Origin of the sequence: Sediminibacillus sp. JSM 1682029, assembly GCF_041366435.1 — a bacterium.
In the GTDB taxonomy this organism is placed as follows: domain Bacteria; phylum Bacillota; class Bacilli; order Bacillales; family Amphibacillaceae; genus Sediminibacillus; species Sediminibacillus terrae.
Genome location: NZ_JBEWYY010000006.1, coordinates 122401 through 135116 on the forward strand (window position 1 = coordinate 122401; position 12716 = coordinate 135116).

Consider the following 12716-nt stretch of genomic DNA (forward strand, 5'->3'; position numbering starts at 1 on the left):
ACAAGCCCCGGGAAAACAGTTGTGTTCCCGGGGCTTAAGCTTTCATTCTACTTCCGATAAAATGATGCCTGTGACCGTTTCATCGACCGTGAATTCCATATTTATTTTATTTTGCTTGTCAATATAGCCAATCACATTTGTGCCTGTGTCCATCCGTTTATAGTAATCATCCCCGAACGTCTGAAACACAGCTTGTTCAGACTTACCAATCAGGTCTCCAAGGTCCGAATGAACAATGTTTTTCGCCAGGAAATACCGCTTTGCTTTCCCATCGACAAGCCTGATATCCAAATCATATAATTTCTCGTCTTCTCCGTATATGTAGTACGTGGAAGGAGGCTCCTCGACTGTTTCCGTAAAATCCGGCTCCCCCAATACCTCTTTCACCTGGGTTTCTTTTGCATTCAACGTCAAAGTGTCGATCGTCACATCTGATAAATCCGTGCTTTTCGTTTGCTCGTAAAAATCCATTTTCTCTTTTGATCCGCATCCGCCAATCAGGATAGTACACGATACTAACGCAAGTATGAATATGTTTCGCATGTAATTGCCTCACTATTTTCTATTTTTGCTGCCAACGAATTCTTCTTACCGGAATTAGCAGGATTCCTTTTCTTTTTTTCTCGCTTTTACCGCTTTTCTCACATAAATAGAGGAAAGCAACAGATACAAAATGGTGACAATGGCTAATAGCACGGTGTTATTCCTGAAGCCCTCCTGGCTTGAGACAACTATTGTGTAAGTCACCCACATAAGGATAATCCGAATTGTATAGTTTACAAAATCCGACTTAAACACGAACCTCACCATCCAGTTACAATTTAACCAATACTAACATAAACCGTGATTGCATAAAATGACATTTCACAATCCTATTTTCCTCTAACCATTTCCGTTAAGACCCTCCCATCCCAAAGCAAAAACCTCATGTCCAGCTGTATCCAAATCCGGCCTGCGCTTTAGTCCGCTTTTTTGCGCGACTTTCCGGGAGGCTGTATTAATCGGACGGATTCTTGCCAGGACAGGAAGTTCCGGCAAGTAATTGCGGGCCATTTCAATCGAACTAGCGGCCGCTTCTGCCGCATAGCCCTTCCCCCATGCTTTAGGCGAAAACCGATAATACAAATTCAGCACATCCCGCTTCCGCCAGCAAATCTGTCTGATTCCGGTGATGCCGATTACTTCATCTGTTTCCGGCAAAACGACCAGCCAATACCCATAGCCATCGGTCGACCAATTATTCCGCCACTCCTTTATGGTTTCGACCGCTTCTTCAAGCGATTTCATCGGCCCGGCCGGTCTATAGCGATTGGTTTCTGGATCACTTTCTATCTTAAAAACGTCCCCGGCATCTTCCGGCCTTGGCTTACGAAGCAGTAAACGATTTGTTTTCACTTGTTCAGGGAATGGGTATTTCACTCTATTTCTCCTCCTCCGTTTTGCGTTGATAGACATACATGGGGGAAACAATGTCGAATCCCAGTTTTTTATACAATGGCATCCCTTGTTGAGAAGCTCCCAGGATACAACGACTGCACGATTTTTCAGCCGACCTGGCAAGCAAGTGGGAACAAAGCTTTTTCGCCAGACCTTTTCTGCGATACTTGGAATCTATAAAAATATTGTCCAGGCAACAGAGACTTCTATCTCCCAGAAACGAAACCCTCCCGTGTCCCGCCAATTGCCCTTTTTCATATAGGACATCGTACTCGACAGAAGTATTTTCCAGTCGCTCTTCGTCGGCAAAGTCTTTGTCAAAATAAGCATTGACCTTATTGGCCAGTATTCTCGTTTCAATTCTCTTGATAGAGTTGTCTCCATTTTCGACGAGATGCCAGTCATCGGATTGGATAGTGGAATGGTACATCAAGTATTCTTTCGCGACCTGTTCATAATGGACGAGTTCTCCTGGATCTTCATCGTCAATCACGGTTACCCAATGGTCTTCCTGATCCATCAGAAAATCCCCCTTATCGACAGATTCCCGCACAACGAAAAACTCTTTCCTTCGTCCTGCCACTTCCTCCCCGAAATCCACTTTGATAAAAAGTGGTTGTCTTTCCAGTTGGGTGTTCGGTTTTCTTCTCACTTCCATCCATGCATTGGCAAACGCCTCGATATATGCTTGAAGATTTTCCATTGTTTTCGCCTCCCGCTCCTCTTGACAACCATTTTAATCCAACATGTTATAATAGACAAAACGAATTTTTCGATATGAATCATCGAATTTCCCAATAATAGAGGGGCGATTTGCACAATGGATTACGAACAATTGAAAACCTTTTTGACCGTGGCCGATGTGAAAAGCTTTACCAAAGCAGCAGAGCTGTTACATATCACACAGTCTACCGTTACTTCCAGAATTCAAGCAGTAGAAAACTTTTACGGCAAACAATTGCTGACCAGAAGCAAGAGAGGGATAAAACTAGCAGAAATCGGGACAGAACTGTTGCCATATTTACAAAGGCAAATGGAATTATGGAATAAGTCTTTGCGGATGGTTTCTGAACATCATGCCGCCCTTCGCACAATCACTATCGCTGCTACCTACTCCCTTTGGAGAGGAACCATGGTCCAAATAATAAGAGATCTCCAATCATCTTCTTTTTCCTTAAGATTGGAAACAGATCACTCTCCCATCATCGTTGAAAAAGTTCTCGATGGCACGATTGATGCTGGCTTTGTCTATAACAAACCAGTTAGCCCGAACATCGTCTCCATTCATGTGTTGAATGATACCTATCGTTTATACGGGCACAAGCACTTCGCTGGTACAGACCTGGAAAACATACTAGAACTCCCCCGCTTGCCGTGGATTTATATGAACTGGGGTCACCATTTTGAAAAATGGTTGAAAGAAGAAATAGGCAGTGACTTGTTCAAGCCGTTAATAGAAGTCGGACATAGTGAGCTGGAAATGAAACTGATCGAGGAAATGGAGGGGGTAGGGTTTTTGCCGGATGAAATGGTGGACCGTACAAGAACAGACTTAGTCCCCCTTACCGTCGGGTCCCAAAAACCGATTCCTGCTCAAAATGTGTATTTTATCTACAAGAAAAGTAGAGGACAAGAAGAGGCAATTCAAACGGTAGTGGAAAAGCTTCGGAATAACGGCAAACTAAATATTTGACAAAAAATTCTAGTTATGCTATAATTTACTTTTACATGACTTGAATGTATAATAAGATTCTCCTGGCCAGGGGAATCTTATTTTGTTTAAGGGAGACGGTCAATAAATGAACAAAGAAAAGTCCAGTTTAACTTCTCTTGTTTCTACATTCGCCCGTGTTTATCACAGTGAATACGACCAGCCAAAAGTATTTGATGACTTTGTCGCAAAGAATCTGATCACCCAAAAAGAATTCGCCGACATCCGTGAAAACATGATCGACGGGGTTCCTTTTTTCAATGAAAAAATAGCCCGACAGTTTCAAGACCAACCAGATGAAATATTAAAATGGATTACGCAAGTTCAACTTTCTCCTACTCCGCTCGCACGTGCAGCATATTGTGAAAGTGTATTGCTTCATGAAATCCGATTAGGTGCTAAGCAGTATGTCATTCTTGGCGCCGGCATGGATACCTTTAGTTTACGACATCCCGAATTAAGGGAGCAGTTAAAAATATTCGAAGTGGACCACCCAGCAACACAAGCATTCAAAAGGGAACGGGTGACACAGTCGGACTATGAAGTGCCGGCCAACCTTTCTTTTATCCCGATGGATTTCACCAGAGGATTTACGGAGCAGCCGCTTGTGGAAGCAGGTTTTTCTCCCGGCAACAAAACATTCTTCAGTCTTTTAGGCGTGTCCTATTATCTGACGAAAGAAGAAAATGCCGATTTATTGAAGAAACTGTTTGCCAAAGTGCCTTCGGGCAGTTCGATCGTTTTTGATTACCCAGACGATACACTTTTTGATGAAAAAGGAATATCGAACAGGGTCCAACATATGGTGCAAATGGCAGCAGCAAGCGGTGAACCAATGAAATCCAGTTTCTCTTTTAACGAAATGGAGAAAATGTTAGAGGATGCAGGATTACTTATTTATGAACATTTATCACCGGAGACAATCCAGAAGCGATTTTTCATGAACCGTTCCGACTATTTAACTGCGTTTGAGACGATACACTACATTCATGCGGTCAAAAAATAAGCAATTCTGTCAAACGAACATCCCCCCGATCGGGATGTTCGTTTTCTTGTGGCAGACAATGAAGTTATTACAATATCAAGATGTCGAAGCCTTTCCTAGTGGTTTTTCCTTTTCTTTGTGGTAGATGACAGCCGGAAGAAAAAATGCGATACCTGCGGCGATCATTTGAGTTGGCCCGCCAATAACGAAAATCGTATGAACATCCAATACATCCAGCAGCCAGCCGCTCAGTGCCTGAGCCAGTGGTGTCACGCCTTGGGCAACAACCAAAATGATACTATATACCCTGCCCATTAAATGTGGAGGGATGATGCTTTGAGAGATGCTTTGTTCGAAGATTCCAAGCACAGCTCCACAAGCCCCAATCAAACCAATCAGAAAAGCGACCTGCCAGTGGTTTTGGGTGAAACCGATAAATAAAATGGTCATCCCTTGAAAAAAGAGAACAGCCATCATGATGCGGGGGCTCGCCTTCTTTATAATAATCACCACAGATAATAGAACAGACATCAGGATGCCGCCGATTCCGAGACTGGCTGACATGTACCCCAATCCTTCCGCTCCTACCTGGTAATCCTCAGCCAAAAAGGGCAGTCCCACCGTTATCGTGCTCATGGCCGCGTTACCAAAAAGAGCGGTGGTAATAATCACTAATAATAAAGGACTTTGTCGGATAAACTTGATACCATCAAACATACCCGAAAGCAATTTTTTGCTTTCCTTAGCGGTATCAGGCACAGATTGTTTAGGGAGAAGTTTTATAAAGAACAAGGTGATAGCTGAAATAAAAAACAACATCCCTGTCACACCGAAACACCAACCAAAGCCCAGCAAACTGATTAACGCCCCACCCAACACCGGACCAACTATTGCAGAAATTTGCCATGTACCCGTAAGGACACTATTGGACTGAGGATACTGACTTTCTACCACGATGCGTTGTCTGATTGCAGTTACGGATGGCCAATAAAACGCGTCCACCACTCCAAATATTACCCCGAACCCCAAGAGCACCGGCATATGTAAACTGCCCGTCATGTAAAGGATTGCGACAATCAATAAGATCACAGCCCGCATGATGTCCGAAAAAAGCATGACCATTCTGGGAGAAAAGCGATCTACTACCGAGCCTCCCAAAACCATCATTACCACTCTGGGTATGCCCACAAAAAGCAGAAAGGTTCCCATCATCACACCAGAACCCGTTAGTTGCACAATAAACCATGATACCACTAAAATGAAGACCGAATCACCCATAGCAGAAAACAGGTAACCAAGCCAATACACGACAAAGCTTTTTTGTTGAAATAACTCCCATCGATTCAATTTCGCTCCCCCCTGAGCCAAAAAGATGTCTACCTTATTTCTCCCTGCTATTTGCGACTAAAAAAGCATTGCCGACAAACGGCAAAATTCCTCCGCGTCTTTCCTGCACATTTCCAGTCCTTTTTCCCAAAAAGTCTCGGATGTGATGTCTTCTTCTAAATGTTTCGCTGCTAATTGTTCTGCAGACATTCTGCCTGAATCACGCAGTAATGCTAGGAAAGCTTGCTCGAACGCCTTGCCACTTTCCTTAGCTTTGGCATAGATAACAAGGGAAAACAAATAACCGAATGTATATGGAAAGTTATAAAATGGTGAATTCGTAATATAATAATGTGGTGTCCAAATCCACGAATGGATAGATCCGCCATCAAGAGCGCCCTGATAGCCTTTATCCATTGCTTCTTCCATCAGCTCGTTTAAACGGCAAGCTGGAACGTTTCCCTTTTTTCTCTCTTCATAAAATTTTTTCTCGAATAAACAACGGGAGTGGATATTCATAAAGTTCATTACACTTCGCTTCAGCTTTTCGTCCAGCAAAAAAGCTTCTCTTCTCTTGAATCAGCAGCTTCAATAGCTGCATCCAATATGACCATCTCAGCAAATGTCGAAGCCGTTTCCGCAACACTCATTGGATATTGCTTATTCAGCCCATCAACCTGCTTCATGGCGTGATTATGAAAAGCATGACCTAATTCGTGGGTGAGGGCCAAGACATCCTTGAAGGTTCCGCCATAAGTCATAAATACCCTGGATTCTCCTGTGAGCGGGAAGCCGGCGCAAAATGCCACAACAGACTTGTTTGGACGGTTTTCTGCTTCTACCCATCCTTTTTCAAAAGCTCCCCGTACAAAATTTTCTAATTCCGGCCCGAATCTACCTAAATGCTTCATAATAAAATCAACGGCCTCTTGATAGGAGACCTTATTCTTGCTTTTTGATATAGGAGCCCAGAAATCAGAAGCTTCCAGTTTCCTTTTACCAAGAATGCGGGCTTTTTCGTTTAGATAAGCTGTAAAGGGCTGCTTATTGTTATTCACTGCATGCCACATTGTCTGGAGGGTTTCTTGTTTCATCCGATTATCTCTTAAAGGCTCTTCCAGAACATCTTTGATTCCTCGTCGTTTATATATTTGTAAACGGAATCCGGCTATATGGTTCAGAATTCTGGCGTATAAATCCTCTTTTTCCGTCCATTTTCGTTCTAAAACTTCATGAGCTTCTTTTCGCACTTTTTCCTCTGGATGGGACCGTAGATTTATTGCCTGTCCGATCGATAGTTTGTTCTGTTCTCCATCCATGGACACTTGGACACTTAAATCATTGATCAGTGCTTTATATATCGCTCCCCAAGAATGATAACCATCGGCAGCCAAATTTGTTAGTAAGGTTTCTTCCTTCTCGGGAAGCAGTTTGTCTCCTTTTTGTCGCCATTCACTTAAAATAAACTCATAGTTGCCGAGTTCTTTCTGTTGAATGATATTTCGCCAAACTTTTCCCTCTATTCCTGCCAGCTTGTTTTGCATGTTCAGAATAGTAGATTCGAAACGAACGTTTAAGTACTCTATATCCCCTTGAAGAAAATTGGCGGTCTGTTCCTTCGGGTTTTGCGCCAAGATGCATGTGACAAAGGATTTGGCTTGTGATAGATACTCCCGAACACGCCCAAACTGTTCCATTAGCTCTGGAATCTGGTCATACAGGTACTCTATTTGAGAAGGAATAAAAATTTCCAAGTCTTTTTCAAGTGCTTCCAGTTTATTTCTTAACGTTTCAATATGATCTTGAAACGGACGTGAATGAATTCCGCCCTTGAACAAAGAATCTAAGTTCCATGCTTCCAAGTGTTTCACTTCTTCCATTTCTCCACCTCCTACTTATTTATGCGACAGTAACTTCACCTACTCGAGAGTTTCTCTCCTGACACAATATGCCAATGTAGGTGTTTGGAATCCTGGTAGTCGCCCAAGTTAGTGATCACTCTGCAGGCACCTTGTTCCTCTGTCACCATTGCGGCAACTTTCCTGATGACCTCGAGGAGTTCCAGCAACAATTCATTATCCTCTTCCTCCAAGGTAATCAACGAGGAAATGTGTTCCTTCGGTATGGCAACAATATGTACCGGCCAAAATGGTTTGGTGTGATAGTAAGCCAACACGTTATCTGTTTCCAGCACTTTTTCAATTTCTGTTTTTCCACTTAAAACCTCGTCACAGTAAAAATCCTCCGTCACGGCGTCCCACTCCCTATTCAAATATGATGAGCATTCTCGTTTTTCTCTGGTGGACATCTTGTCACATAGGTTCCGGCAATAAAATCATGAATCGCACGGCGGTCTTCCCGAATCCCCACCATTAAGACACTGACAATCAATCCAATTCCAAATGTGAGTGCATAAAAAATACCGGCTACCAATTCCCGTAATAACATGGTACCGACTCCGACCTTTCCTCCTTCAATCCTGACAATGCGATTTCCCGTCACCCTTCTTCCCAAGGTATAGCCATACCAGAGAACAGGTAAGAGCAAACCATATAAAATTCCGATAAAATCAATGACACGAAAATCATCTCCATTAATAAAATCCCCGTAAAAAATATAGGAGGTAAGTACGGTTCCCAAGGTGATAATTATGCCATCGATTATTCTGGAAACAATTCTCTTGTCCAGTCCTGCTGGTTCTGTCATTTCCACTCGTCATTCCCCTTTTCCTTATCCAACATACTATCCTTCTCGATTACTATTTATTTTAACAGTTTTCCAAACATTTCTAAAATTCCTTAAATGTCAACATGATTATTCTTTTGATACCACTTTGACAAAGGAACAGGCCAAAGACTTTTATATGGAGAAAATTGCATTTTTTAAAACCAGGATTACACAGTAAAGGGTTACCATATTACGGATGTAAAATATGCAGATGGTCATACATTTTGGCACCATTTGATGTTGGAAGTGATGGAACGAAGCAGAAATTTCATGAAACCGCACAGCTAAGGGAAAAGAGTTATTGATTGGAGAAAAGGATGATCCATACGTTTGATATAGAGACGAGAGAATGAAGGTGAAACTCGAAAAGCCTGCGTTCAAATAAACAGAATCAGTCTTTTAAAAAGACCCTTATCATCTCGCGACAAGGGTCTCTCTTTCCAAATTCCAACGCATATGAATACAATGGCCTATCTGATTTTATCCAGGAGCTGTCCGGTGGAAACAATCGTCGCAAATTCATCATGCAAGGTGGCAAGCGATACATGATGAATAGTCTCCGCATCATGGTAAATGTTATCATGATCCGTAATTCCGAAGGCTGCCGTGGCATCTGAGACAAGGTAGTTATCGAAGCCTAAATTGCCGCTCATTCTCGTGGTAGTGGAGACACAGTGCGGAGTGGTCAATCCTGTTATGACTACGGTTGAAATGTCATTCCTTCTCAAAGTCTCTTCCAGATCCGTACCAATAAAGCTGCTATTCACTTTCTTTGTGATAACCTTTTCCCCATCCTCCGGCTGCACGGATACTTTTATGGCAAACCCTTTGTTGCCTGGGTGAAATAGCGAGTCGGGATTGTCCGAGGTATGTTGGATATGGATGACCTTCCATTCCTTTTCTCTCCATACATTCAGGATTTTGCGAATATTTTCTTCGGCTTGCGGATTGTTTCTCACTCCCCACTTTTCATCTTCAAAAGCTTCCTGTACATCGACAATGATCAGTGCTTTGTTTTTATTCATCTGTTTTCTCCTTTACTCCCCTTTTTGTCCAGGTAAACCTTTGCTATGCCGATGAACAAAAAGCATACTATAGATATCATTAAAAACGTTGTTGTCAAAAAAACTGATAAATCCACGGCACCAACCCCCTTTCAATGATCTTCGCCGGTTCACTAGTCTGGTCAGTCCAAAGCCTTCCTTACCGCTTCCCTTGCATGAATAATTGTTGTGTCAAATAACGGAACATCTGCGTCTTCGGGTTTAACTAATAAACCGATTTCGGTACATCCTAAAATGATTCCTTCTGCTCCATTTTTCACTAAATGGCGAATAACCTGTTTATAATAATCCTTTGAGGAAGAGGCAATTTCACCCAAACATAATTCATCATAAATAATACTGTTCACCTTAGTGCGTTCGTCTTCATCCGGAACTACAACGTTGATACCGTTTGATTCCAATCTCGCCTTATAAAAATCCTGTTCCATCGTATACTTTGTTCCGAGCAATCCTACTGTTTTCATACGGGCAGTGTGAATTTGGGCTGCAGTGGCATCAGCGATATGCAAAACAGGTATTTTCACTTTGTCTTCTATGTAATCAACCACTTTGTGCATCGTGTTGGTGCAAATCACGATAAAGTCCGCACCCGCTTTCTCAAGAGAAAATGCGACTTCACCTAAATGCTTTCCAGCACTTTCCCAATCGCCTTTCGCTTGATAACGTTCAATCTCTTCAAAGTCCACACTATACAACAGACATTTAGCCGAATGTAACCCGCCTAACTTGTTTTTCACTTCTTCATTGATGATCCGGTAATACTCTACGGATGATTCCCAGCTCATGCCACCTATAAGTCCGATCGTTTTCAAATTTTATCCCTCCATGTCTAGATTGCGATTTTACAAATCCCTTTTTTTAAGCAGGGAAATAATTTCTTCATTTTGTTTAACTTGAATATCACTATTTACTTTTATCAGGCGTACCCATCTAATTAAAAAGGCTAATATGATAATCGGTAAAAATGTAAATAATCCAGAGAGAAACAGTTCCATTATTACTCACCCCAATATCCTTGATATTTTGGCTAAATATTCTTTTAGCAAGTAAGCTTTTTATGTATAGCAACAACTCTAGTAATGAAACTACTACTTCACTGTGTGGATTTTTCAAATGAATGTCAAGTCCGTTTAACAGTCACATTTCCTTCTCGGTCTTGTTCATTATCCCAATGGATTTGCATTTCAAAAGTACCTTCTTCAAACAGATAAGGAAAACTCAACTTCGTTGCGACCTGCATGGGAAGTTTCAGGGCCTTGTCTATTTGTATCCAAGTCGGTTCTCCCTCTGGTGGATTTTCTAACAGTTCGCCGCTGAAGTCTTCCGTTATGTAATTAAAAATGATATAACGATCGCTATTTTCTTCATTCACAAATTCATACAGACCTTTGTAGACCAGATTTCTCACCGTTAGTCCAGTCTCCTCCTTCACCTCACGAATGGCGCCTTCCACAAAACTTTCCGGAAACTCCACTTTTCCACCAGGAGGAATATATCCTTTTAATTCATCATGCTGCCTATTTAGCAGCAATACTCTGTTTTTATCTTTTATCATACAGGTAGTCCAAAATTTATAATTAATGTTTCCGTTCACTTATTAACCCCCTTTATGAAGAAGCGAATCATGGCACACTCTAAGTTCCACTAAAAATTTATTTTCAAGTCCCCGATTTCTTTTGGAAAGTCGTTACGAGATAATTTTCTACCCGTCATGTATTGTCTATAAGAAGTAATGGTTCCATCATGAGAAATGATATAAATTCTTTCTTTTCCTGTTTGCTTACACCTATTCAGGAATCTTTTTGCAATACTTGCAAATACTTGTTCAGAGGACTTATTGATACCTTTTGACCACCACTCGCCGAATTGCTCTTCTATGAAAAAATCATTGAATTCTTCTTTAACTTTTTCTTTTGGCAGAAGATTGTCACAGGGCAAGGCAGCCCATTCTGGATTTTGGGGGAACATTCTTGGAGAAACGAGCGGACTGACCACTTTCTCACAGCAAGTCCCTTCACTCCAAATTTGAGCTGTCTGAAGCGTTCTTCTTAAGGGACTACTGATAATTAGATCTGTTTCTGATAGAGGAAACTGCTTTTGAAGTGATATTGCTTGAAGCCTCCCTGCTTCAGTCAATCCTGGGTCTGTAATATGTAAACTTTCAGGAGGAAACAAGGTATGTTCTTCTTGGCCATGCCTTATAAAAACTAATTCCATGATCTTCACTCCCATTCGTCGGTAAGGATTTTATTATAAAAACTCATCATGATAGATTCTAGATGCCAAGTAAGCATTCACGCCTAAAAGAATGGGATATTCTTTATTTGTAGCTGACTTTTTCCGTTCACTATGAAAGCCACATCAAATGAAGAACAGCGAAAAAATTCTAAGAACAATGCTGGTTTAAATTAAAACCACTAACTTGCCAAAGAAGTTAGTGGTTCCCAACGAGAATATCAATCCTATTCCCGCTCTTCTTCCCTGTCGGCCTCTGGGTTCTTTCGCTCAAGAAGCAGTTGCTTGATCTCCCGCATTTCCGCTTTCAGTTCCTGGTTATCCTTCGATAGCTTCGCCAACTGGTCTTGATGCAGATCTTCGCCCTCCTGACTTAGGAAGTCTACAATCACCGCTACTACCAGGTTGAGGATTACCAAGGCGCCGATCACAATGAAGGAGATAAAGTAAATCCAGGCCCATGGTATTTCGTTGATTACCGGCCTTGCTACCTGGCTTGCCCACGATTCAAATGTGACCACTTGCGTCAGGGTGAACAAGGAAGCATGGAAGCTGCCAAAGTATTCAGCCGGCAAGACATCCCTGAAATAGGTGGTTCCGATAATCGCGTAGATGGAAAAAATCAATACCGTCAAACCCAGTATTCCTGTTAAAGCGGGGATTGACCGTATCAAAGAGTCGACGATTTTTCGTAACGCAGGAACGGCCGGAATCATTCTTAACAGACGCAGGACCCGTACCAACCGTACAACCGTGACAAATGGTGCTGTATAAAAAATCAAGCTTGCGGCCACGATCAAAAAGTCAAAGACATTCCAATTATCCGAGAAATACCTTTTCGCACCGAGTCCAACCAATTTGATCACCATTTCCACCACGAATATCCAAATAATGATCCGATCCATCAGTTGGAGCATTCGATTGCCCACAAAGTAGGTTTCGCCAATGATGACCAATCCATTTAACACAATGATGGCAATGATGATTGCTTGAAAGTATTTATTTTCTGCTATCTCCCCAAGTTTATTTCGGGGAACATGCGGTTGATTTGATACTTGTTTACTTGCTGACATGCTGCCTCCCTCTCAACCGTTTTTGTCTTATATATCGGTTATATCTTATTCGCATTATATCAGAATTGTGTGTTTCTTATTACTTGGAAGGCTTAAGTTAGAGAACTGTATGAAATCCAAAAAAGTTACGCTGGATCATTCAGAACCTCGAATGGACA

General features: G+C 41.9%; 15 protein-coding genes. 2 read left to right on the plus strand and 13 right to left on the minus strand.

From position 1 onward, the window contains the following. Positions 1-42 precede the first annotated feature (42 nt). The 3 genes from ABVF09_RS11810 to ABVF09_RS11820 form a co-directional block, all read right to left on the minus strand. Complete coding sequence (locus ABVF09_RS11810) at positions 43-543, minus strand: hypothetical protein (RefSeq protein WP_153464401.1); 501 nt, start codon at positions 541-543, stop codon at positions 43-45. A gap of 339 nt (positions 544-882) precedes the next feature. Further along, entirely contained in the window at positions 883-1419 is a 537-nt protein-coding gene (locus ABVF09_RS11815; RefSeq protein ID WP_026770793.1) for a GNAT family N-acetyltransferase, read from the minus strand. Position 1420: 1 nt separating this feature from the next. Then, positions 1421-2140: a GNAT family N-acetyltransferase gene (locus ABVF09_RS11820; RefSeq protein ID WP_153464397.1), complete on the minus strand. Its 720-nt coding sequence runs from the start codon at positions 2138-2140 to the stop codon at positions 1421-1423. Positions 2141-2257: 117 nt separating this feature from the next. On the opposite strand from ABVF09_RS11820, the gene ABVF09_RS11825 reads away from it, so the two are divergent. Further along, the gene (locus tag ABVF09_RS11825) at positions 2258-3130 is read left to right on the plus strand and encodes a LysR family transcriptional regulator (protein WP_371069265.1); all 873 of its coding nucleotides are present in this window, start codon (positions 2258-2260) and stop codon (positions 3128-3130) included. Positions 3131-3236: 106 nt separating this feature from the next. Beyond that, positions 3237-4154 carry a class I SAM-dependent methyltransferase gene (locus tag ABVF09_RS11830; protein ID WP_153464392.1) on the plus strand — a complete coding sequence of 306 codons (918 nt, stop codon included), beginning with the start codon at positions 3237-3239 and terminating at the stop codon, positions 4152-4154. 75 nt (positions 4155-4229) lie between these two features. On the opposite strand, the gene ABVF09_RS11835 is transcribed toward ABVF09_RS11830, so the two are convergent. From ABVF09_RS11835 to ABVF09_RS11880, 10 genes are all read right to left on the minus strand, one after another. Further along, positions 4230-5480, minus strand: a complete 1251-nt coding sequence (locus ABVF09_RS11835) for an MFS transporter (protein WP_371069266.1) — start codon at positions 5478-5480, stop codon at positions 4230-4232. Positions 5481-5537: 57 nt separating this feature from the next. After that, positions 5538-6017 carry a gluzincin family metallopeptidase gene (locus ABVF09_RS11840; protein ID WP_371069267.1) on the minus strand — a complete coding sequence of 160 codons (480 nt, stop codon included), beginning with the start codon at positions 6015-6017 and terminating at the stop codon, positions 5538-5540. Then, positions 5999-7339 (minus strand): M3 family metallopeptidase, encoded by a 1341-nt coding sequence (locus ABVF09_RS11845; RefSeq protein ID WP_371069268.1) that lies wholly within the window; start codon positions 7337-7339, stop codon positions 5999-6001. The genes ABVF09_RS11840 and ABVF09_RS11845 overlap by 19 nt, the downstream gene beginning before the upstream one ends. A gap of 35 nt (positions 7340-7374) precedes the next feature. After that, entirely contained in the window at positions 7375-7767 is a 393-nt protein-coding gene (locus ABVF09_RS11850) for an HIT domain-containing protein (RefSeq protein ID WP_371069269.1), read from the minus strand. Beyond that, entirely contained in the window at positions 7728-8165 is a 438-nt protein-coding gene (locus ABVF09_RS11855; protein ID WP_153464594.1) for an RDD family protein, read from the minus strand. The genes ABVF09_RS11850 and ABVF09_RS11855 overlap by 40 nt, the downstream gene beginning before the upstream one ends. 491 nt (positions 8166-8656) lie before the next feature. Further along, a complete protein-coding gene (locus ABVF09_RS11860; protein ID WP_371069270.1) occupies positions 8657-9211 on the minus strand; it encodes a cysteine hydrolase family protein in 555 nt (184 codons plus the stop codon). 161 nt (positions 9212-9372) lie between these two features. Then, positions 9373-10062, minus strand: a complete 690-nt coding sequence (locus ABVF09_RS11865) for an aspartate/glutamate racemase family protein (protein ID WP_371069271.1) — start codon at positions 10060-10062, stop codon at positions 9373-9375. A 308-nt stretch (positions 10063-10370) separates the two neighbouring features. Beyond that, positions 10371-10844, minus strand: coding sequence for an 8-oxo-dGTP diphosphatase (locus ABVF09_RS11870; RefSeq protein ID WP_026770799.1), 474 nt, complete (start codon positions 10842-10844; stop codon positions 10371-10373). 50 nt (positions 10845-10894) lie between these two features. Next, positions 10895-11467, minus strand: coding sequence for a histidine phosphatase family protein (locus ABVF09_RS11875; protein WP_371069272.1), 573 nt, complete (start codon positions 11465-11467; stop codon positions 10895-10897). A gap of 245 nt (positions 11468-11712) precedes the next feature. Continuing rightward, positions 11713-12558: an ion transporter gene (locus ABVF09_RS11880; protein ID WP_371069273.1), complete on the minus strand. Its 846-nt coding sequence runs from the start codon at positions 12556-12558 to the stop codon at positions 11713-11715. Positions 12559-12716: the final 158 nt, after the last annotated feature.